The organism is Pontibacter aydingkolensis (assembly GCF_019443125.1).
Classification (GTDB): Bacteria; Bacteroidota; Bacteroidia; order Cytophagales; family Hymenobacteraceae; genus Pontibacter; species Pontibacter aydingkolensis.
In genome coordinates this window covers 99,284-120,747 of record NZ_JAHYXK010000002.1, presented here as the reverse complement: position 1 = coordinate 120,747, position 21,464 = coordinate 99,284, and the positions used below count along the sequence as shown (strand labels likewise).

At 46.2% G+C, this 21,464-nt stretch carries 24 protein-coding genes; 11 read left to right on the top strand and 13 right to left on the bottom strand.

Going from position 1 to position 21,464, the window contains the following annotated elements; translation table 11 throughout:
* Positions 1-40: 40 nt before the first annotated feature.
* The 3 genes from K0O23_RS02840 to pheS form a co-directional block, all read right to left on the bottom strand.
* Positions 41-454 (bottom strand): Rieske (2Fe-2S) protein, encoded by a 414-nt coding sequence (locus tag K0O23_RS02840; protein WP_246596894.1) that lies wholly within the window; start codon positions 452-454, stop codon positions 41-43.
* Positions 447-1,304, bottom strand: coding sequence for a 3-hydroxyacyl-CoA dehydrogenase NAD-binding domain-containing protein (locus K0O23_RS02835; protein ID WP_219875883.1), 858 nt, complete (start codon positions 1,302-1,304; stop codon positions 447-449). The genes K0O23_RS02840 and K0O23_RS02835 overlap by 8 nt, the downstream gene beginning before the upstream one ends.
* A gap of 187 nt (positions 1,305-1,491) precedes the next feature.
* Complete coding sequence (gene pheS, locus K0O23_RS02830) at positions 1,492-2,517, bottom strand: phenylalanine--tRNA ligase subunit alpha (protein WP_219875882.1); 1,026 nt, start codon at positions 2,515-2,517, stop codon at positions 1,492-1,494.
* Between the two features lie 409 nt (positions 2,518-2,926).
* Here pheS and K0O23_RS02825 point away from each other — a divergent pair, with 409 nt between their 5' ends.
* The 8 genes from K0O23_RS02825 (at position 2,927) to K0O23_RS02790 (ending at position 12,701) form a co-directional block, all read left to right on the top strand.
* Positions 2,927-3,754 carry a cell wall-active antibiotics response protein gene (locus K0O23_RS02825; RefSeq protein WP_219875881.1) on the top strand — a complete coding sequence of 276 codons (828 nt, stop codon included), beginning with the start codon at positions 2,927-2,929 and terminating at the stop codon, positions 3,752-3,754.
* 16 nt (positions 3,755-3,770) lie between these two features.
* Entirely contained in the window at positions 3,771-4,796 is a 1,026-nt protein-coding gene (locus K0O23_RS02820) for a sensor histidine kinase (RefSeq protein WP_219875880.1), read from the top strand.
* Positions 4,793-5,536: a LytR/AlgR family response regulator transcription factor gene (locus tag K0O23_RS02815; RefSeq protein ID WP_219875879.1), complete on the top strand. Its 744-nt coding sequence runs from the start codon at positions 4,793-4,795 to the stop codon at positions 5,534-5,536. The genes K0O23_RS02820 and K0O23_RS02815 overlap by 4 nt, the downstream gene beginning before the upstream one ends.
* 250 nt (positions 5,537-5,786) lie before the next feature.
* Entirely contained in the window at positions 5,787-6,419 is a 633-nt protein-coding gene (locus K0O23_RS02810; RefSeq protein WP_219875878.1) for a TetR/AcrR family transcriptional regulator, read from the top strand.
* Between the two features lie 24 nt (positions 6,420-6,443).
* The gene (locus tag K0O23_RS02805; protein ID WP_219875877.1) at positions 6,444-7,811 is read left to right on the top strand and encodes a TolC family protein; all 1,368 of its coding nucleotides are present in this window, start codon (positions 6,444-6,446) and stop codon (positions 7,809-7,811) included.
* Positions 7,812-7,845: 34 nt separating this feature from the next.
* Complete coding sequence (locus tag K0O23_RS02800) at positions 7,846-8,997, top strand: efflux RND transporter periplasmic adaptor subunit (protein WP_219875876.1); 1,152 nt, start codon at positions 7,846-7,848, stop codon at positions 8,995-8,997.
* A 23-nt stretch (positions 8,998-9,020) separates the two neighbouring features.
* Positions 9,021-12,443, top strand: coding sequence for an efflux RND transporter permease subunit (locus K0O23_RS02795; protein WP_219875875.1), 3,423 nt, complete (start codon positions 9,021-9,023; stop codon positions 12,441-12,443).
* Positions 12,444-12,449: 6 nt separating this feature from the next.
* The gene (locus K0O23_RS02790; RefSeq protein ID WP_219875874.1) at positions 12,450-12,701 is read left to right on the top strand and encodes an acyl carrier protein; all 252 of its coding nucleotides are present in this window, start codon (positions 12,450-12,452) and stop codon (positions 12,699-12,701) included.
* Between the two features lie 318 nt (positions 12,702-13,019).
* Here K0O23_RS02790 and K0O23_RS02785 read toward each other — a convergent pair whose 3' ends face one another.
* The 4 genes from K0O23_RS02785 to K0O23_RS02770 all read right to left on the bottom strand — a co-directional run bounded on the left by K0O23_RS02785 (position 13,020) and on the right by K0O23_RS02770 (position 15,664).
* Positions 13,020-13,760: a M48 family metallopeptidase gene (locus K0O23_RS02785; RefSeq protein ID WP_219875873.1), complete on the bottom strand. Its 741-nt coding sequence runs from the start codon at positions 13,758-13,760 to the stop codon at positions 13,020-13,022.
* Between the two features lie 240 nt (positions 13,761-14,000).
* The gene (locus K0O23_RS02780) at positions 14,001-14,222 is read right to left on the bottom strand and encodes a hypothetical protein (protein ID WP_219875872.1); all 222 of its coding nucleotides are present in this window, start codon (positions 14,220-14,222) and stop codon (positions 14,001-14,003) included.
* Positions 14,223-14,243: 21 nt separating this feature from the next.
* A complete protein-coding gene (locus K0O23_RS02775; RefSeq protein WP_219875871.1) occupies positions 14,244-14,792 on the bottom strand; it encodes a YkvA family protein in 549 nt (182 codons plus the stop codon).
* 260 nt (positions 14,793-15,052) lie between these two features.
* The gene (locus tag K0O23_RS02770; protein ID WP_219875870.1) at positions 15,053-15,664 is read right to left on the bottom strand and encodes a C40 family peptidase; all 612 of its coding nucleotides are present in this window, start codon (positions 15,662-15,664) and stop codon (positions 15,053-15,055) included.
* Between the two features lie 290 nt (positions 15,665-15,954).
* Between K0O23_RS02770 and K0O23_RS02765 the strand changes: the two genes are divergently transcribed.
* Positions 15,955-16,332, top strand: coding sequence for a hypothetical protein (locus K0O23_RS02765; RefSeq protein ID WP_219875869.1), 378 nt, complete (start codon positions 15,955-15,957; stop codon positions 16,330-16,332).
* Between the two features lie 197 nt (positions 16,333-16,529).
* Positions 16,530-17,003 carry a 23S rRNA (pseudouridine(1915)-N(3))-methyltransferase RlmH gene (gene rlmH, locus K0O23_RS02760; protein WP_219875868.1) on the top strand — a complete coding sequence of 158 codons (474 nt, stop codon included), beginning with the start codon at positions 16,530-16,532 and terminating at the stop codon, positions 17,001-17,003.
* Between the two features lie 94 nt (positions 17,004-17,097).
* Here the strand turns inward: rlmH and K0O23_RS02755 are convergent, their stop codons facing one another.
* The 4 genes from K0O23_RS02755 to K0O23_RS02740 form a co-directional block, all read right to left on the bottom strand.
* A complete protein-coding gene (locus K0O23_RS02755; protein WP_219875867.1) occupies positions 17,098-17,505 on the bottom strand; it encodes an SMI1/KNR4 family protein in 408 nt (135 codons plus the stop codon).
* A gap of 135 nt (positions 17,506-17,640) precedes the next feature.
* Positions 17,641-18,231 carry a hypothetical protein gene (locus tag K0O23_RS02750; RefSeq protein ID WP_219875866.1) on the bottom strand — a complete coding sequence of 197 codons (591 nt, stop codon included), beginning with the start codon at positions 18,229-18,231 and terminating at the stop codon, positions 17,641-17,643.
* A gap of 395 nt (positions 18,232-18,626) precedes the next feature.
* Positions 18,627-19,256, bottom strand: coding sequence for a thioredoxin family protein (locus K0O23_RS02745; RefSeq protein ID WP_219875865.1), 630 nt, complete (start codon positions 19,254-19,256; stop codon positions 18,627-18,629).
* Positions 19,257-19,268: 12 nt separating this feature from the next.
* Positions 19,269-19,772: a TlpA disulfide reductase family protein gene (locus K0O23_RS02740; protein WP_219875864.1), complete on the bottom strand. Its 504-nt coding sequence runs from the start codon at positions 19,770-19,772 to the stop codon at positions 19,269-19,271.
* Between the two features lie 114 nt (positions 19,773-19,886).
* On the opposite strand from K0O23_RS02740, the gene K0O23_RS02735 reads away from it, so the two are divergent.
* On the top strand, positions 19,887-20,444 hold the full coding sequence (locus tag K0O23_RS02735; RefSeq protein WP_219875863.1) for a type 1 glutamine amidotransferase domain-containing protein: 558 nt from the start codon (positions 19,887-19,889) through the stop codon (positions 20,442-20,444).
* On the opposite strand, the gene K0O23_RS02730 is transcribed toward K0O23_RS02735, so the two are convergent.
* Both K0O23_RS02730 and K0O23_RS02725 read right to left on the bottom strand, forming a co-directional pair.
* On the bottom strand, positions 20,441-20,578 hold the full coding sequence (locus K0O23_RS02730) for a hypothetical protein (RefSeq protein WP_219875862.1): 138 nt from the start codon (positions 20,576-20,578) through the stop codon (positions 20,441-20,443). The two genes, K0O23_RS02735 and K0O23_RS02730, sit on opposite strands and share 4 nt — an antisense overlap.
* A 248-nt stretch (positions 20,579-20,826) precedes the next feature.
* The gene (locus K0O23_RS02725; protein ID WP_219875861.1) at positions 20,827-21,378 is read right to left on the bottom strand and encodes a DUF6992 family protein; all 552 of its coding nucleotides are present in this window, start codon (positions 21,376-21,378) and stop codon (positions 20,827-20,829) included.
* Positions 21,379-21,464 lie beyond the last annotated feature (86 nt).

Genomic DNA, 21,464 nt, shown 5'->3' with positions numbered 1-21,464 from the left:
TTATAAAAGTATAAGCCTCTGTAAATCAAATAAAAATTTTTTAGTTCGAAATGTAGAGCAGCGAACCTGACAACGAGGTTCGGTATTGCTTTAGGCCATACACGGCAGGTCCGGATGTAACGTTACCCTGAAAATTAAACTGTGATCCACAGCATTTGTCAACTATAAACAGGTTAGATTGGTCTACCTCTACAATGGCACATGGGGCAGTAGGGTCGTAGGGGCAGGCGCGCTCGAAGGCAGCATAAAGGTTTGCATTCTGTCGCACAATAAGTATCCCTTTGTAGCCGGCATTTAAATAAACATAGCCACCATCACGCCTTAGCTCTGGATATTGTAAACTGTTAACATTTATTTGTTCGTTTACAGGCACCTCAGGTATAGCAGGGCCCTGGTAAGTATCTTTACAGCCAATTAAAAGCAGGAGCAGCAATAAAGGCCATAACTTAGTCATACTTATAAAAACCCTTGCCCGACTTGCGGCCATGGTGCCCGGCGTCCACTTTTTGTTGCTGTATGCGGCTTGGTCTGAATTTAGGGTCATAATGAAAAGCCTCGAACATAGAGGTTGTTACCGAGTAATTTGTATCAACGCCTATTAAATCCATGAGTTCGAAAGGGCCCATTTTAAAGCCGCTGGCCTGCATCAGTTTGTCTATGGTTTCGATGTCGGCCACGCCCTCTTCCAGTAGCTTAAGGCCCTCCACATAAAAATGGCGCGCTACTCTGTTAACGATAAAACCCGGAGAATCTTTTGCCATTACAGCAGTTTTTCCAAGTTTTTCGGCTAGTTGTTTTATGGTCTCTGCAATTTCGGGGGCAGTAGCGGCGCCAGATATCACCTCTACCAACTTCATTATATGGGCCGGGTTAAAAAAGTGCATGCCCACTACACGCTCCGGGTTCGGAACGGCAGCTGCTATTTGCGTAATCGGAATAGAAGAGGTGTTAGAGGCAAGTATAGTATCTGGCGTGTTGATGTCGGCCAGTTCCTTAAATATACTTTGCTTTACTTCCAGGCGCTCCACAATAGCCTCAATAATCACATCGCAGCTTAGCTGTAAAGTATTGCCTGTAAAAGTGAGATTGGCTAGCGCAGTTTGCTTTTCCTGCTCGGTTAGCTTGCCGCGTTCAATGCCTTTGTCAAGGTTATTTTTTGTAGTTGTCTCGGCTTTCTCGAGCACCTGCGCATTGATATCAAAAAGTATGGTTTTATAACCGGCCTGCGCACAGATCTGGGCAATGCCCTGCCCCATAGTTCCGGCACCTACAACTCCTATCGTTTTGATATCTTCTAGTTTCATATTTTTAACTTGTTGACCGGTGATTAAGGGGGTTCATCGGTGATTAAATGGATTATTGTCCTTGATAATCACACACGTTATCTTCTAAGTTTATGACGCTATAATATTGCCCGGCGATTACTGAATTAGTTTAATGGAGATTTGCAGATATCATACTTTAATCTATAAAATCCCCTTAATCACCGGTCTAGATAACCCCCTCAAACTGGCGAAGGAAGCGCACGTCGTTTTCGGTGAACAGGCGCAAATCTTTGATCTGATACTTTAGCATGGTAATCCGCTCTATGCCCATACCAAAGGCAAAGCCGGAGTATGCTTTCGGGTCTATGCCGGAGCTTTCTAAAACGGCAGGATCTACCATACCAGAGCCCCCGATCTCTACCCAGCCGCTGCCTTTACAAATGTTGCAGCCTTCGCCTTTGCAGATAAAGCAGGAGATATCGATCTCGGCGCTTGGCTCTGTGAACGGGAAAAACGACGGACGGAAGCGGATCTTAGTATCCTGACCAAACATTTCTTTGGCGAAGTAATAAAGTGTTTCCTTCAGGTCTTTAAAACTGACGCCTTTGTTTACATATAAGCCCTCTACCTGGTGGAACACCATGTGCGCACGAGCAGAAATAGCCTCGTTGCGGTACACGCGGCCCGGCATAATGCTGCGCAGCGGTGGCTGGTTGTTCTCCATCAGGCGTACCTGTACGTTAGAAGTATGGGTACGCAGTAACTTATCTTTATCTTCGCTCAAAAAGAACGTGTCCTGCATTTCGCGGGCAGGGTGGTTCTCCGGGAAGTTCAGGGCAGAGAAGTTATGCCAGTCGTCCTCAATCTCAGGGCCTTCGGCCACGTTAAAGCCAATACGCTCAAAAATTCGCACGATTTCGCGGCGTACTAATGAAAGCGGGTGGCGGGTGCCAAGTGTGTTAGGTACTGGAGGCAAAGAAAAGTCAAAACCCGTGTCGCCTGCTGTGTCGGCTGTGCTGGCCAGTTGCTCCTGGGCCTGGTCAAAGCGCTCCTGGGCGCGGTTTTTAAGTGCGTTTAGCTGCTGACCCACCTCACGGCGCTGCTCCGGCGCTACTTCTTTTAAGCTATCAAAAAGCGCTGCCACACGGCCTTTGCGGCCAATGTAGGTAATCCTGAACTGCTCCAATTCGGCAGCATTGGTAAGTTGTGCCGCCTCTATCTCTTGTGCTAATGCTTGTATGTTCTCCACCATAATATGCAAAGATAAAATTACCGCCTTAAAAATGTGTAAAAAGTATGGGCAAATTGGTTTTGCTGTTGTATAGAGTTTAGCTACCCCGGCCCGATCCTCCCCTAAAAACAGGGGAGGGAGTTTTTGCTCACTTTTCATCTGCCCGCACAGTACTTTGAACCATCTTTTTGTCATCCTTAATGGATCTTGGTAGAAGGGAGGTTAAGCAAAACTGCTGACTTTATATTTTGACCAAAGTAATAGCAAGCCCCCTCCCATGTTCTTAGGGGAGGGCAAGGCCGGGGTAAAATTTCTATATTTACCGACGCAACTCTACTGTTTACCGACTTCTTTGCCGGGCTAGCCTATTTGCTATAGACCTACGCTTGTAATTGAAGTACATTTGATCAGAAATAAAACAAAAGAAACTATGAATAACAGAGACTTTAACTCGAACAACAACTACGGCAGCGACTGGGAGAGCCCGAAGCGTAGCGGTGGTAGCGGTAAGGTAATGGCCGGCGTGCTGCTTATTGTAATTGGCATGACCTTGCTCGCAACCAAGCTCAACTACTTTTTCTTGCCGGGCTGGGTATTTTCCTGGGGAATGCTTCTTGTCATATTGGGACTTTTTATTGGCTTTAAGCACAACTTCAGAAAGCCGGCCTGGCTGGTGCTGGTGATTATCGGTATAGCACTACTATTAAATGACCTTATTCCGGGTATCAACTTTAAATTTTACTTCTGGCCTATACTTTTAATCGGAATAGGATTATGGATGATGCTGAAACCAAAAGCCCCTCGACCATACTACGTAGCGCCGCCGCAACCGCAGCCACCCATTAACGATTATACAGGCGGTACTGCAACACCCGAAGAGGATGCAGGATTCAATGTTTTTGGCAGCGATGCCTCTACCGAAGATTATGTGGATGCCACGGCTATTTTCGGAGGAGTAAAAAAAAATATCATCTCCAAAAACTTTAGAGGCGGCGAGGTAGTGAGCGTGTTTGGCGGCACAGAACTGAACATGAGCCAAGCCGATCTGCAGCAGCCTGCTGTGCTGGAGGCAACACAGATATTTGGCGGCACCACACTTATTGTGCCTGCGCATTGGGAAGTAAAATCTGAGGCGGTGGCCATACTTGGCGGCATCGACGATAAGCGCCCCATCATGCCCGGAGGCTATGACCCAAGCAAAGTACTGATCATTAAAGGTACTTCGCTGTTTGGCGGACTTCAGATAAAGAGCTACTAAAGTATAAATTCAGGAAATGTTTCCACTGCGCATCATACTGGCATACATAGGCTGGGCCCTGCTCTGGACAATTGTTCAGGCTACATTGCTGTGGTCTATGGGCTTGCAGGAAAGTATAGCTGTAACGGATGCGCTGCTTACAAATATCTTGCTGGTAACTGGCGGTTATGCGGTTGGTACAGGGCTCCGGTATTATCAGCCGGGTATAAAAGAAGGGGCTTACCTGTTTGGCTGGAGCCTGGGCTTGGCTGGTATTTGCATACTGCTGTTCGACTTCTTTATTAGCAGGTTATTTAAAGGAGAAACGGATTACCTGGCTTTTGTAGATGCTACTTTGCCTGTGCGGATGGTGTTTGCCTGGCTAATGGTGCTGCTATTGTTGCTCCTGAGCTGGATGTGGTTTTATACGTTGAGTAGAAGGCAGGAGGAAGAGAGAAAGGCCGCTACAGAGAAACTGGCCCGTGAGGCAGAGCTTTACAACCTGCGCCAGCAATTGCAGCCACACTTCCTGTTTAACAGCCTCAACTCTATAAGCGCTTTGGTAGGGACAAGGCCGGAGCAGGCCAGAACCATGATTCACCAGTTGTCTGACTTTTTACGGGGCACCCTCCGCAAAGAAGACCAGCAACTGGTAACGCTCGAAGATGAGCTGAAACACCTGGAGTTATACTTAGAGATAGAGAAAGTCCGTTTCGGGCACCGCCTGCAAACTGCCATACAAGTACAAAACGAAACTATGAACATGCAGCTGCCTGCTTTATTGCTGCAGCCTTTGGTAGAAAATGCCATAAAGTTTGGCCTTTACGATACCATTGGCGATACAGCTATAAGTATAAAAGCAACCGCCGCTGACCACTACCTGCAACTACAAGTGCAAAACCCTTACGACTCAGCCACAACCCGGCCAAAGCGCGGAACAGGCTTCGGGTTAAGCTCGGTGCAGCGCAGGTTATACTTGCTTTATGCCCGCCAGGACCTGTTAACCACCCAGCAGCAGGACCATACATTTACTACCACCATCAAAATCCCACAAAAACTATGAGTAAGTGCCTTATAATTGACGATGAACCATTAGCCAGAAGTATAGTAGCAGAGTACCTGCAAAGCCATCGCGAAATAGAAGTGGCGCAGGAGTGCGGTGATGGTTTTGAAGGTGTAAAGGCTATTATGCAGCACCAGCCCGACCTGATCTTCCTGGATGTGCAAATGCCGAAGATCAACGGTTTTGAGATGCTGGAATTGGTTGAGCATGCGCCTTCGGTTATCTTCACAACTGCTTTTGACGAGTATGCCATTAAGGCTTTTGAGGCCAACGCCGTAGATTATTTGCTAAAACCATTCAGTAAAACGCGTTTTGATGCAGCGGTGCAAAAGTGGCAGGAGCAGCGGAAAGCAAATGCGCCTGAAACAAAGCTGCAGCAACTCGAAGAAACTACCGCCAAGCAACCCGAAGAGCAGGTGCGCATAGTGGTAAAGGTGGGCAACAACATCAAAATTATACCTGTGGCCGATGTGCTATACTTCGAGGCGTATGATGATTACGTAAAGATACACACTAAAGAAGGCACTTTTCTGAAGAAAAAGACCATGAGCTATTACGAGAATACCCTCGATGCCAGCCAGTTTACGCGCGTGCACCGGTCTTTTATACTTGCCCTTCCGCAACTCACCCGCATAGAACCCCTTGAAAAAGACAGCCATATAGCCCTGCTTAAAACCGGCCAGCGCATACCTCTGAGCAAGAGCGGATACACCAAATTAAGAGCAGTTTTAGGATTGTAACTTTCTGAAGGCCCTGCTTAGCTGCTGATGGATTGCTGCAGCTTTTCTGGCAGTTCTTTGCTGGATTGTGTCCTGTTTTCCGGGGTGTTCGTCTTTCTTTTGTAAAGATTTATACTTGCACGCGAAACATATGTTTATTGTATGTTATTTATACATAGCCTTGTAGCGCCTGATTTCGAACTATAAATTATTGAAAAATACTTGCAGGAAACTTTGGGGGTTTAAAACGTTTCCATAGTTTTGTGTTGAAATGGAGACAACTGAAAACCTAGACATCAAACTAAAAATTTCACAAGCCGCATTTGAGCTTTTCTGCCAGCGTGGAATCAAAAGCGTGTCGATGGATGATATTGCACAGCAACTGTCCATGTCGAAGAAGACCATTTACAAGTGGTTCGATAACAAAGACCAGATTGTGTTTCACTCCTGCAAGTGCTTCCTGGCTGCTATGGAAAACGATTGCGAGCGCTCTATGCGGGGAGCAGGCAATGCCATCGACGAGCTCTGGGGTCTGATGGAGATGACAAAGCGCGTTGTGTCAAAAGTACACCCATCCATATTCCATGATGTGCAGAAGTACCACGGCGACAGCTGGCAGCTCTGGATGGCGCACAAGTATGATTTTCTATTGGATAAGATCAAGCTGAACATACTTCGCGGCGTGGCAGAGGGGCTTTACCGAGGCGACCTGGATGTGGAGATAATGGCGCGCATGCGACTGGGTATGATCGAGCTAGCCTATGATAACAAGCTGTTCCCCCCACACGAGTTTGACTTGCAAAAGGTGCAGCTCGATATGCTGGAGCATTACATGCTGGGCATGGCCACCTTACGCGGACACAAGATGATTAATGAATTCAAACACAGAATTGAAGAAGAATAACACTACCTACTACCTGATAAAATTATGAAGAACTACCTAAGCCTGATACTGGCAATAGTTACGCTGACAGGCTCCGCTCTCGCTCAGGGGCAAACCTCGCAAACGTTTAGCCTGCAGGAAAGTATAAACTACGCGCTGCAGAACCGCGCCAGCCTGCAGGTTAATCGCAACGAAGAAAAAATTGCCAAAGCACAGGTTGGCGAGATCCGCTCTATGGGTTTGCCGCAGGTTAACGGAATCCTTGATGTTGGAAATAACTTTGTGCAGCAGCAGCAGTTCCTGCCCGGAGAGTTCTTCAACGATCCCAACGATCCGGAATCGCCGCAGCCAGGCTCTTTTGTGCCGGTAACGTTTACACCTGCCTACACAGGTAACGCTGTACTGACAGGCAGCCAGTTATTGTTCGATGGCACTTATCTTATTGGCTTAAAGGCTGCCAAAACTTACACAGAGCTTTCTAAAAAGAGTACCAGGCAGAGCGAAATAGAGGTGGCCGAGCAGGTATCCAAGGCATACTATGGCGTGCTGGTTAACCGCGAGCGGATGGAGCTGCTAAACCAGAATATTACGCGCTTGGATACAGTGCTTAACCAGACAAGAATAATGTTTGACAACGGTGTAGCCGAGAAGCTGGATGTAGATCGCCTGCGTGTATCCTTAAATAACCTGAAAGTAGAAAAGCAAAAGGCACAACGCCTGATGGACCTAAGCGAAAGCCTGCTGAAGTTCCAGATGGGCATTGATCAGAAACAACCGATTGTTTTAACAGACAAGTTGGCTGAAGTAGAGGTAAGTGTAGCTGCAGTAACGCCGCAAGATTTCGACTACAGCCGCCGCGTTGAGTATTCTATACTTGAGACGCAGCGCGATCTGGCTGAGCTTGACTTGCGTAACAGGCGCTCAGGATACCTGCCGAAGTTATATTTAAATGCACGCTATGGTTATAACGCTGCTAACAATGAGTTTCAGCAGATAACCAAAACCCGAAACTGGCTGGAGTATGGCTATGTAGGAGGTCAGATACAACTACCTATCTTCGACGGTTTACGCAAGCATTACCAGATACAGCAGGCGCGAATCGCATTAGACAACACCAAGTATGGCTTTGAGACGCTGCGCCAAAGTATAGACCTGCAAATAGACCAGTCAGCCACAGAACTTACAAACGCGTTGGATGTGCTGGACTCGCAGCGCGAGAACCTGGAGCTGGCAGAGGATATAGCACGTGTGGCCAAGATCAAGTTTCAGGAGGGTGTTGGGTCTAACCTGGAGGTGATAACTGCCGAAACAGACCTGCGCCAGGCCCAGACAAACTACTATGCCGCCATTTACGACGCCCTTATTGCCAAGGTAAACTTAGAGAAAGCCACCGGCACATTGCTTACAAAATAAAACTATCGGAAAACTACCAAATCGCTTAATCTAAATGAAAAAAATACTAGGAATATCTTCAATGGCCATCCTGCTGGGATTGGCTGCCTGCGGCGGGAACGACGATAAAGAAAAACAGCTGGAAGAATTAAAGGCAGAGCAGGAAAAGATAGAAGAACAAATTGCTACGCTGGAGGCTGAACTCAAAGCTGACGGTAAAGTAGTTGCTACCCAAAAGAAGACTGTACCGGTATCAGTAGAAACTGTAAGCCAGGATACGTTCCGCCATTACCTGGAAGTGCAGGGCCGTGTTGATTTTGACCAGAACGTACTGGTAAGCGCCAAGGTGCCGGGTGTGCTTACAAGTATGCGTGTGCAGCGCGGCGACAGAGTATCGAAAGGCCAGACCATGGCTACTATAGATGCACAGGTGCTGGAGCAGAACCTTGCCGAAGTGAGGACCCGCCTGGAGCTGGCCAACATTGCCTTCGAAAAGCAGAAAAACCTTTGGGACCAGAAGATAGGCACCGAAATGCAGTACCTGACGGCTAAGAACAACAAGGAGGCCCTGGAGCGCAGCCTGGCAACGTTGCAGCAGCAGCGCGACCAGTACAACATCAAAGCGCCTATCAGCGGTGTAGTGGATGATGTAATTCCAAATGCAGGAGAGGCTGTTGCGCCGGGTGTAGGTATTATAAGGGTGGTAAACACGCAGGGCGGCAAAATTGTGGCAGAAGTATCGGAGGCATACCAGGATAAGCTAAACAAAGGCGATGATGCGGTGGTTTTCTTTCCGGACCTGAACCGTGAGGTAGAGACAAGAGTGGAAGTGGTAGGCAGTTATATTAACCCTACAAGCCGCACATTTAAAGTAGAGTTAAGCCTGAAGAACGGAAGCCAGATCAACCTGAAGCCGAACATGGTGGCGGTAGTACGCATACAGGACTATAAGAACGAGGGCGTCATTGTGTTGCCTGTAAACCTGGTGCAGCGCGACGAAAAAACCGAGTATGTATACGTGGCCAAAAAAGAAGGCGACAAGTATGTAGCTGCCAGAAAAGAAATTAAAACAGGCATGAGCTACAAGGGTGAGGTAGAAGTGCTGAGCGGCCTGGATGCTAACGACCAGATCATAACGGCCGGTTACCAGAATGTGAACGAGGGGCAGCCTGTGGTATTTACCCAGACCACCCTAACACAGAAGTAAGTCATACTTTCAAAGTATAAACTATGAAACAATTCAAGCCAACCAGTTGGTCTATCGATAATAGGACAAGTATCTATATCATAACCGTTATTATTTCGCTGGCGGGTATCTTCTCTTACATCAACCTCCAGAAAGAGAATTTCCCGGATGTCGTTATTCCTACAGTTTTTGTAAGCACCATATATGCCGGTACTTCGCCGTCGGATATGGAGAACCTGGTAACGCGCCCCATCGAGAAAGAGATAAAAGCCATTAACGGTGTTAAGAAAGTAACCTCTAACTCGATACAGGACTTCTCGATGATAACCGTGGAGTTTAACACTGACGTGGAGGTAGCTGTCGCAAAGCAGCAGGTAAAGGATGCCGTAGACAAGGTGCGCGTAGACCTTCCTACAGACCTAACCCAGGAGCCTAACGTGCAGGAAGTAAACTTCTCTGAGATCCCGATCATGTTCGTGAACGTGTCTGGTAACTATAGCCTGGATAAGCTGAAAAAGTATGCCGAAGACCTGCAGGACAGGATGGAGGCGTTCCCGGAGATTACCCGCGTGGATATGGTGGGTGCCCTGGATAAAGAGGTGCAGGTAAACGTGGACCTCTATAAAATGCAGGCTGCCAAAGTAACATTTAACGATATTGCCGCGGGCATTGCCCGTGAAAACGTTACTATTTCTGGCGGTAATATTACCGTAGGCGAGGCTAAGCGTTCTGTGCGCGTGGTAGGCCAGTATGTAGACCCGAACATGATCGGTGACATTGTGATCAAGTCGTTGTCGGGAGCTAACATACAGCTGAAAGAGATTGCTGAGGTAAAAGAAGGGTTTGAAGAGCAGGAAAGCTTTGCCCGCCTGGACAATGCACCGGTTATTACCCTGAACGTGATCAAGCGTAGCGGCGAAAACCTGATCGAAGCGTCTGACAAAATACGTGAGACAATAGATGAAATGCAGGGGGCTACGCTGCCAGATGATTTGAAGATCACGATTACCGGCGACCAGTCTAAAATGACTCGCCATACTTTGAACGACCTGATCAACACGATCATCATCGGCTTTGTGCTGGTAACGCTGGTACTGATGTTCTTTATGGGTACCACCAACGCCATTTTCGTGGGCTTGTCGGTGCCAATCTCTATGTTCGTGGCCTTCCTGACATTCCACTTCTTCGGCATTTCGCTGAACATGATCGTGCTGTTTGCCTTCCTGTTGGCTCTGGGTATTGTGGTAGACGACGCCATTGTAGTAATAGAGAACACGCACCGTATTTTCCATACAACCAGCTTAAGCATTGTTAAATCGGCTAAGTCGGCTGCCGGCGAAGTGTTTATACCCGTTTTGGCTGGTACACTAACTACCATTGCGCCGTTCTTCCCGCTTCTGTTCTGGCCTGGTATTGTGGGTAAGTTCATGCAGTATCTGCCCATTACGCTTATCGTAACGCTTGTTTCGTCGTTGCTGGTAGCCTTTATTATTAACCCGGTATTTGCGGCGTCTTTCATGAAAAGAGAGCATAAGACTGAAGCAGAGGGTGCGCCGCGTTCTCGCAAGCTGTTCTGGATATTTACAGTTGTTGGCTTGGTGCTGGCTCTCATTGGGTATGTAGCCGGCTGGTATGGTACTGCCAACCTGTTGATGCTGATGATTGTGCTGGTGCTGCTGAACAAGTTCGTTTTTACGGGTATGATAAACAGGTTCCAGAGCAATACGCTGCCTCGTTTTATGAGAGGGTATGAAAGTTTGCTGCGTTGGATGCTGGTAGGTTACCGGCCAATAATGGTGTTTGCAAGTGTAATAGCCTTATTATTTTTCTCGCTGGGCATAACTTATCTGTGGCCTCCTAAAGTGGTGTTCTTCCCATCCGGTGATCCAAACTTCGTTTATACTTACATCAACATGCCAATCGGTACCGATCAGGCTGTAACAGACTCGGTTACGAAGATCGTGGAGAAGCGCGTGTACAATGTGATAGGGGAGGATAACCCGAATGTAGAGTCTGTTATTTCGAACGTGGCCATTGGTGCCGGCGACCAAAATGAGCGCAGTGCTACACCACAATCTCATAAAGGAAAGGTTACCGTAGCCTTTGTTGAGTATAAAGACCGTGAAGGAGATATTTCGACCTCTGATTACCTGACCAAAATACGTGAGGCGGTGCAAGGGATACCTGGTGCCAACATCACAGTGGATAAAGAGCAGAGTGGTCCTCCGGTTGGCAAGCCGATCTCGGTTGAGATTGCAGGCGAAGACTTCGAAGGCCTGATCAGGTTATCGAAGCAGGTGGAGCAGTATTTAGACCAGCAAGGAATTGGCGGTATAGAAGAACTGCGCTCCGACCTGGAAGACAGCAAGCCGGAGATTGTTGTGAACATTGACCGTGAGCGTGCTAACCGGGAGGGTATAAGTACAGGCCAGATAGGGCAGGAGGTGCGCACAGCTATTTTCGGTGCCGAGGCCTCTAAGTTTAAGCTGGACGAAGAAGAGTATCCGATACAGGTGCGTTATGCAAAGCCTTACCGCGATAACATTGATGCTTTGCTGGACATGCGCATTACCTACCGCGACATGAACTCAGGGCAGGTGCGCCAGATTCCGCTATCGTCGGTGGCAAGTATAGATTACTCTACGAGCTACGGCGGTATTAAACGCAAGAACCTGAAGCGCATGGTAACGCTGGAGTCGAATGTGCTGGATGGCTATAATCCGAACGAGGTAGTGCAGCAGATAGAGCAGTCGCTGAACAGCTTCCAGACGCCGGAAGGATACGAGGTAAGAATGGGCGGACAGCAGGAGGAGCAGCAGGAAACGATGGTGTTTTTGATGCTTGCTCTTGTAGCGGCTTTCCTGATCATTTTCCTGATTCTGGTAACGCAGTTTAACTCGGTTTCGAAGCCGTTTATTATACTTTCGGAAGTGCTGTTCTCAATCATAGGCGTACTTTTAGGCTTCTCCATTTTCGGAATGGATACATCAATAGTAATGACGGGCGTTGGTATAGTGGCGCTGGCAGGTATTGTGGTTAAAAATGGTATTCTTATTGTGGAGTTTACGGATATACTGCTGGCAGAGGGCCGTGACTTGAAAGAAGCCATTGTAGAGGCAGGCAAAACGCGTCTGAACCCGGTATTGCTAACGGCAACGGCTACTATACTTGGCCTTATTCCGCTGGCAATCGGCTTAAACCTGAACTTCTTTACGCTGTTCACAGAGTTTGAGGCAGGTTTCTTCCTGGGCGGCGACAGCGTAACGTTCTGGGGCCCGCTGGCCTGGACCATTATTTTTGGCCTTAGCTTTGCTACCTTCATTACACTGCTGGTTGTGCCGGTAATGTACTTACTGAACGAAAGATTAAAGGATAAATTAATAACCAAGAGAAAACGTGGCGATGTGAAGCTGCAAAAAGAGGCAGAGTTTCACGCAAACGGAAAAGTTAGAGAATACACAGTTTAATTTACTATGATTGCTACACATAACGCTATTGAGAAAGAGGTTATCCGTATCATTAGCAAGACAAAAGAGATTAAGTCAGACCGCCTTTGGGCAGACAGAATGCTGCAGGACTTCGGGTTCGACACAGTAGATGTAGTGGACATTATCCTGGAGTTGGAGAGAAGTTTTAAGATCACGATTCCGGATGAGTTGCCTATAGATAAAGTAGGCGATTTTATTGATTTCGTATCTACGCACACCCTGAGAAAGGCCAGCTAAATTTTGTTAAACCACACCCTAAAGAAAAAGCCCTGAAGCATGCTTCAGGGCTTTTTTGTGTCTTTTGCAGTTTGTTGTAAGTTGGTTATTGGTTGCTCGTTGTTAGTTGTTGGTGATTGTAGAGATGCAATACTTTGCGTCTTTTCTTAAATGTAGAGAAAGCTTGCTCAAAAGACCTCACAGTGTTTTAAAACCTGTGAGTGTCTGTGCCCGTGGCCATTGCATCGTTGAGACAAGACGCTCACAGGTCTGGAAGACGCTGTGAGGTCATCGCGGATTTATACTTTGGCTTAGTAAAGTTGCCCGATAGCTTATACTTTAAAAGATTGAAATACGGTAAGCCTTCAGTTTTTTATCCAGCGCCCTGGCATTGCCGCAAACACTATCAAGCAGCGCCCAGAAATGAGGACCATGGTTTTTCTCTACAGTGTGTGCCAGCTCATGCAGGATCACGTAGTCGCAGAGTGCATCAGGCAAACGCATCAGGTGTAGGTTCAGGTTAATGTTGTTGGTGTGGGAGCAACTACCCCAGCGGCTCTTAGCACTCTTTATAAACACGTTCTGGTACTCAAACCCAAACTTATCTGCAAAGTATGCTACTCGCTCCGGCAGGTATTGCTTTGCCTCTTTTCGGTAAGCATCCTCAATAGACTGGCGGATAAACTTTTGCACATCAGGGTCGCGCACATCTTTGTGGGCAGGGTAGAACACATTAATGTAGCCACCCTGTAAAACGCAGCGCATGTTATACTGGGCATGGGTTAGCAGGCGAAGCGTATGGTTCCTGGTTTTAAATTCCGTAGAGCCATCGTACACGGTAAGCTGCTGCTCATGCTGTTGCATGCGCGCCTGGTGCTCTTTTATCCAGTCTGACTTGGTGTAAATGAGCTGCTCTGCTTTTTCGAAGCTGATATGCGGCGGTACAGCAACGCGTACACCCTTTAGAGGGCGTACACTAATGCTGAGGCGCTTTGCTTTATCGCTTCGCTCAATCAGAACTTTCCCGATTCCGTCGATGTGTACATTAACGGAGGTAAGTCGTAAAAATGATGAAGACACTTTGGCTAAAAAGTTAAAATACAAAATCCTGTGGCCAAATATAAAGAATAATTTCCTTACAAAACTAAAGTATAAGCGCCTTTTCTTTGATTTTATGTATATGCCAGTATTCGTATTGTGCTATATTTTAATGTTTTAAGGCATGCAAATTGTGCGTCTGTAATTCTTTAAATCAACTTTTAGTGCAAAAAACAAGGGCCGGCTATAGCATAACCGGCCCTTGTTTTTTTATGTTTTTACTTAACGGATGTTGCCGCCTGTAGGCAAATCGTCGTGTGGGTTTTTATGCGTACGGCTGCTGTCGGTGGTAGAGCCGCGCAGGGTTGGCTCTTTGCTACTGGTAGCCGATCCTTGCGCATCGGTAGAGTGGCCCTGAGAAGTATGGTCTTTAGCAGGTTGCTGGCCCTTTGGCTGCTTGCCTTGCATTTTGTTTTTGTTCTTGTCAGCTTTGTTGGTTTCCATAGTTTTGGGGTTTAATCGTTTCTATTCTCTGTTGTCAGTCTTTCTTTCCACTGTACCCGCAGGCTCGTCTGCATACTTTGGCGTGCCAAACGAGGGGTCTGCGTTGTGTGTAGTGGCTTCTGTGTGTTGCGGTCTTTCATGTTCCTGGGCTGGTCTGTTTATGTCCCACTCCTTAAACCTGTCCAGTTCCGATTTTATACTTGTCATAAACCAGGCAAGCAGGCTGGCATCGTCCAGCAGGCCTATTACCGGAATAAAATCTGGGATCAGGTCTATCGGCATCAGGAAGTAAAGTATAACGGCTACGCCTCCAACAAGGGTAGTTGCCGGTATGCCTTTATACTCGCCGGCAGTGGCAGCCTTGATCATGCGCGAAAGCAGCTGCAGGTTTTCCCATACTTCGCCGGCAATGGCACCAACGCTTTTACTCTGGGTTGCTTTCTTAAAGGCATCGTTTAACAATCCTGCTACTTTGGAAGGGTGCTTCAGGTATTGCTCTGCCTTCTCCAGAATATTTTTAAATATCTTGCTCTCGGCTACTCTTTTGCCATCAGGTCTTTGGTTCTCCATAGTTTTGTACGTACTGCTATTTGTTGTGTTGGTATAAGTATAATGAAGTATAATGTTAAAGGCCGCTGTAGTTACCCTGCTACGGCGATGCAAAGTTGCTTAACTAACAGTAACCTTCCTATACTCTGTGCGGGTAAAATTGTTTTTCGGGCTATAAACAAAACATGCCCTGCAGGGGTTGCTGCAGGGCATGTTTTGTCAAGCTTATAAGTAGTGCTGCCTGTTAAGCAGGAAAGTGTGTTTTTTAGTCGTGCTACGGTTTAATTTACACGGCCAGCGGCATAGTAGTAGTTGCGGTAATAGGGTTCTTTTAACGAGCTAACCATTACCCCGCCATTTGTTGCCGAGTGTATAAACTTGTTGTTTTTAAGGTAAATGCCCACATGAAAAACAGGCTGCTTCGAGCTGCGGCGGAAAAATACCAGGTCGCCGGTGCGGATGCTGTCTTTCTGGATGCGCTGTACCTCCTGGAACATGGAGTGAGAGCTGCGCCTTAACTTTACGCCGTATACTTCGCGGTAAATGCTGGTAACAAAGCCAGAGCAATCGGTGCCTTTTTTAGAGTTGCTCCCGTAGCGGTAAGGCGTGCCTATCCACTTTGCCACCGTTTCTACCAGGTCTTTGGCATCGGGGTTGGCAAAGGCCATGTTAAGCCTTTTCGAGAAAAATTCTTCTGCCTTTGCTTCTTCTATGGGTTCGTAAAGCTCAAGGGCCCGCACCATGTCCTCGCCGGAATTTATCGCGTAAGGAGTGATATGGAACGCTGCAGCTGTGGATTCTGGTGTTGCCGACTTTGCCGGTGTTACCTCGTAGAAGTATGATAACACAACCGAGATGATGGCAAGTGCAGTTAATACAATGGTTTTAGTCATGGGGTTTGGCATGTTATCGGCCGGCACTAGGCTGGCAAACAGTTACACCTTTATTTTCTAAACAGAACAGGAAAATTGCACTGAATCCTGCTCCATGTGCTGCTTTAAATGCCTCTTTGGCATAGCGGCGGGCAAAAATAGTTACAAAAATCTAAAGTGCCAAGTAAACTGCAAAAGCTATTTGCCTGTAAATGTGGAGCATCTGCCCGTAAAACTATCATGTATACCTTTAAAGTATATATAAGAAATGGAGTAGTATAAATTAAAAGTGCAATCCGGATTTTATACTTATGGATTTCAAAATTGTAGAACGATCTTTATTTGCCCGCATTGCCCGTATGGTTTTAAAGAGCAGCAATGTAGCCATGGTGCTGGGCAAAACCATACATTTAAGCGGTGTTACCCGCGACGACTTTATGGACGACCCTGGCTGGCTGGCCCATGAACTCTGCCACATCAGGCAGTTTAGGGAGAATGGTTTTTTCCGGTTTCTGTGGCTGTACCTGGCAGAGTCGTGGCGGGTGGGTTACTACAACAACAAGTATGAGGTAGAGGCCCGCATAGAAGGCATGAAGCACCGCCGCCATATGAACCCGGCCCAGCGTGCCGACAATGCCATTACCCCAACCGGCCTGCCACTGCCAGCTGATGAAAGAGAGACGGAGTAGGAGAGTAGCTTAACGACTGAACAGCAGGTGCATAAAGTGTAAGTATGAGCTAAGAACTGCACCCTGTTTTGGAAAGTACCCCTTTTAAGGCGAAATTGGCAGAAATATAGTTTTCAATGAATAATGGTAATGAAGTATAAAATAGGCTGCTACCTTCTCAGGCCCTTTGTCATACTCTCATTTGTCAGGCTACTTAAATGAAGATCAGATTAATTGCGATTGGCAAAACCGACGAGGCCTTTCTGGAAGAAGGTGTTCAGAAGTATCTTAAAAGATTGAAGCATTACCACCAGGTAGAGTTTATCATAATCCCGGATATAAAGCAGGGTGGTAAGTATGCGGCAGAGAAGCTAAAAGAAGAGGAAGGAAAACTCATACTTCAGAAAGTGCAGGAAGGCGACCATTTGATCTTACTCGATGAGAAAGGAAAAACGTTTACCTCCCAGGAGTTTGCAGCCTTTTTGCAGAAAAAGCTGAATGCCGTTACCACCAACCTGGTTTTTGTTATTGGCGGTGCTTTTGGTTTTTCTCCGGCGGTTTACCAAAGGGCCAACGATAAGATCTCCCTCTCTAAAATGACCTTTTCGCACCAGATGATCAGGCTCTTTTTTACTGAGCAGCTATACCGTGGCTTTACCATACTTCGGGGAGAGAAGTATCATCATGAGTAGGCTTGATGATTAACGTTTTGTACATAAAGCGAGCGAGGCGTAGCCGAAGCATGACTTATGTACTGGGTTGGGCGTACGTTATTCTTAAACACTTTTAATAAATTGTTTCATCATCTGAATTTATTAAAGATATAGCCTCTTCAAACGTGTTTGCAAATTGAACTGGATTATCGCAATACTTATAAACACCTTCTTTCCCACGTACAAATCCTATCTGGTGCACATTCATTGAATAGTCTGCAAAACCAATAAAGTCTTTATTTGTACTTTCATTAAATTCTTCGAGCATTCTTTCAATAGGCCATATTGAAAACACATTTTCTATCCAGTCAAGATTGTTAAAGCCATTTGCCTTGACATACAGCTGTTGAAACTGTAAAGGGAATATGAAATTTAAAACTCTTTCGGCATTCTTTATTGCTTCAAGTGAAGCACCTACGTTAAGTTCTACACCATCAATCTCCCACTGCTCAATTGTTTTTCCTATCCAAGTATTTGACATTTGAAAGCACTAAAGTTTTAATTTTATTTATGCATGCTGCCCAACGTGCTCGTGCAGCCTATGGGCGAGGCGTAGCTGAGCATAAAAGCTGCACCTTGTTACCAGCTGTATTTCTACTTTCTTGTTTTCTAAACCCTATAAGCTGACATGGATAGAATCTGTTGCAGTCCCTCCTTCGCAATCAGGCTTGCCGATGACAACAACACCTTTTCCTTTTTCCATTTCAGCTATTTGTAAAGCATAGAAGTCTTGATTTATCTTTTCACTGGTGCCGTTCTTATTGACTTGGTAAATGGCGAGTCGTGCGGTGCAGTCAGGATACTGGAAGTCCCATACAAACACAAGGCTATTTTGTCCACTGGTTTCAGGTATGTAGAGTTTGTCGGAATGTAACCTGTTTTGAAGTTTTAAATTTGTCTGTTTGTCGACCAAAGCCCCCTGCACATTCTTGTATACATATTCTTTGTTGCTGGCGAGCTTTAGTTTCATAATAGTAAACAGCTGTGGGTCTCCTTTTAGGTCTTCTAGATTCTCTAATACAATTGTGTCCGCTTTACCATCATAATCTAGGTCAATGATATATCTATCAACTAAATATGTGCTTAAGGTATCAACTCCTTTGTACTCCTTAAAGTCACCTGTATACTCAACGGTATGAGTTCTCTCACCTGCCTGTTGGCTACATGAGTAAAACAGTAAACAAATTGCGAGTAGAAGGTTTTTCATTCGTAATTGTTATTGCTGGTAACTATAGTGTATAAGGAGTTGTTCCGGTTATTGGCCATATATGTGGATGTGTTATCGTACAAGTTAAAAACTGCTTTTACAAGTAACCATATAGGGCTTACACAATACAAGATAATATTAAAGTATCTATCTGCCAAATCCTATACTTTTCTAAAGTAGTCAATGTGCAAATTGTTGATATAAAGGATTTTATTAATGTGTGTAAAGCCGTTTTGTTGGTAATTTGCTCACAAAGATGCCACTCACCAGGCAGCCAGAACATACGTAGCCGTATTATGAAACATTTAGTTGCGTTTATAAACGTTTAAATGCGGAAACAAAAAATCCCCGCCACAAAACATGGCAGGGACTTTATACTTTTGCTTATACTTAAATTAGGCCTCTCTCCACTTAATAGTGCAGCCAATGGCTTTGGTGTTTGGCTGGCTAACGGCTTTGTTGGCTACCAGTTCATCTAACGCTGCTTCGGCATACTTTTTCTCTACTTTAGAGGCGTCGCGGCTGTTATCGTCTATGGTGCCAATGTAGGCTACTTTATACTTGCCGTCTTTCTGCTTCTGTACAATGTATAAATGCGGCGTGCGGGTGGCGCCGTAGGCTTTGGTTATCTCCTGTGTCTCGTCGTACAGGTAGGCAAACGGGAAGCTCTTTTCCTTAGCGCGCTTTTGCATGTGGGTGTAAGAGTCTTTTGGAGATACGCTTACGTCGTTGGGGTTAATAGCAACAACCGGGTAGCCTTTAGGAGCATACTTGTTGTGCAGGTCTATAAGGCGGTCTTCGTAGGCTACAGAGTAAGGGCAGGTGTTGCAGGTAAAGGTTACAATAAAGCCTTTGGCGTCTTTGTAGTCGGCCATGGATACCATTTTGCCGTCCACGTTCTTCAGTTTAAAATCGCGGGCAGTGTCGCCCACCTCGTAGCCGCTATCGGCAGGAGCAGCTGCCAGCAATACACCCACAAACAGCAGGCACATAATGTACACGAAAGGTAGTTTAGGCTTTCTCATAGAGGTTAAATTTTATTTAGGTTTATACTTTGTGATCAGGTTCTGTAATTCCTGCTGCGACAGTTCTTTTTCTACAAACTCGTACTGTTTGCGCTTGTTGTTAAACACCATGGTGGCAGGTATGGCCCCGCTCCATTTTGGCTCCAGCTTATCTATCCAGGTGTTGGCGTCTACCTCGTCCAGCAGCATCACGTCAGACTTTAGACTACGTTTCTTTACAAAGGGTTTAACGCGGGTATTAAGATCTTCGGCGGCATCCATGCTTACCAACACTACGCGCACCGGCTGGTTTTTATACTGCTCGGTAAGCGCCTCAAAGTATGGCATCTCTTTAATGCAGGGTTTGCACCAGGTAGCCCAGAAATTTACCACATACAGGGTATCGTGCGGGGCATTGCGCAACTGCTCTAGTTCTTTATACTTTATCACCTTCACGTCCTGGGCAAAGGCAGGGGCCAGACAAAGTATAAATAAGGCTGTGGCGGCAGTTAGTTTCTTTAAAAAAGTGCTCTTCATAGATACAGAACGATGGTTGTGTAATAGCTATTGCGTATACGATGCTTTAACAATTTAGCTTTTAGTTCGTTATTGTAAAAGCTAAATTTAATTTAAACCAAAACAAACTTAAGCATGGCAAACAGATTAGAAGGAAAGAAAATTGCGATACTGGTAGAAGAAGGATTTGAACAGGTAGAACTTACAGAACCGCTAAAGGCATTAAAAGAGGCAGGAGCAGAGGCCCACATTATCTCACCCAACAAGAACAGCGAAATTAAAGCCTGGAACCATACCGAGTGGGGAGATAAATTTAAAGTGGATAAGAAACTGAGCGATGTAAATGCAGATACCTACGATGGGCTGGTGCTGCCCGGCGGCGTAATGAACCCGGATAAGCTGCGCACCAACAAAGATGCCGTTAGCTTCGTGGATAAGTTTATGACCTCTGGCAAACCGGTTGCCGCCATCTGCCACGCCCCCTGGACGCTGATAGAAACCGGCAAAGTTAAAGGTAAAAAAATGACCAGCTACCATACCCTGAAAACCGACCTTAAAAACGCCGGCGCCGATTGGGTAGACCAGGAAGTAGTGGTAGACCAGGGCCTTGTAACCAGCCGAAACCCAGACGATATACCCGCTTTTAACAAAAAGATGATCGAAGAATTTGCCGAAGGAAGGCACAGCCGCTAATCTGCTATACTTTCATACTTTACAGGCCGCACTTTATACGTTAAGGTGCGGCTTTTTTGGATCAGGATCTTCAGGATTAAATAATGGGCAGGATTGCCTGTAGATGCAGGTGTTATTATTGCTGTTCCGGACATCCTTGTCCGGAGCTTTCTCTGCAGCGGACTTCCTAGTCCGCGTGGAGGGGGCCAATCTATGGGGACAAAGATGTCCCCGGCAGTAAGCTTTCGGACTTGGAAGTCCGAAAGAGCTGTAACAACAGAGCCGTTTCACTCTAAAAGATTCTGCGAGGGCAAAAGTAGGGCAAGTTTAAAACCCTCGCCAGCAAAAGAAGCATCATCTTGGTGAAAGTGAAAAGATGACCATACTGCAGCCAAAAATGATTTTACCCCAGCGGTACCAGCCGGAAGAGCCTTTCAGAAATATTCTCCAGCATTACGGTTAGCACTACATCGAGTAGCAACAGGAAAAACCCTTGTAACACAACTGCCTGTCCCCAACCCATTAACTGCTCGGGTTTCATTAAAGAGGTTTTAGCGCGTTGCTGTAAGTAAGCTCCCAAGGCAATGTAAGCCACATCCAGGCCAATATTTAAGTACAGAATTTTTTTGTACCAGTCGTGCTGCCGTATGCTTTCTGCTAAAGCCATCGCTTCTCCGTCCGAAGATATAATATGGTGTAGTGCAATGCCGGCGATAACCAGGTTTACGACGTTCCAGTACAGGTTCATTTGGTAAAAGTAGCGCCTTGCCCGTGTGGTAGTGGTAAGTTTAAAGCTTGCCAGCAGAATGTTAAGTACAGCCCAGCCTCCCAGCACCAACATGCCCACCCGAAGTATACTTTCCTGCTTCAGGTTAAAAGTTGCCAGCGTGTTTTCTTGTGCCTGTGCCGTAAGTGTAAGCAATAGTAAGGGCAGCAGGCAAAGGTATTTTCTCATACTTTATACGTTGTTCTTTAGGGCTAGAAACGCACTAATTACGGGTTTAGCATAAAGCAAAGGCAAAAAGCTGTATCGTAGCGCGC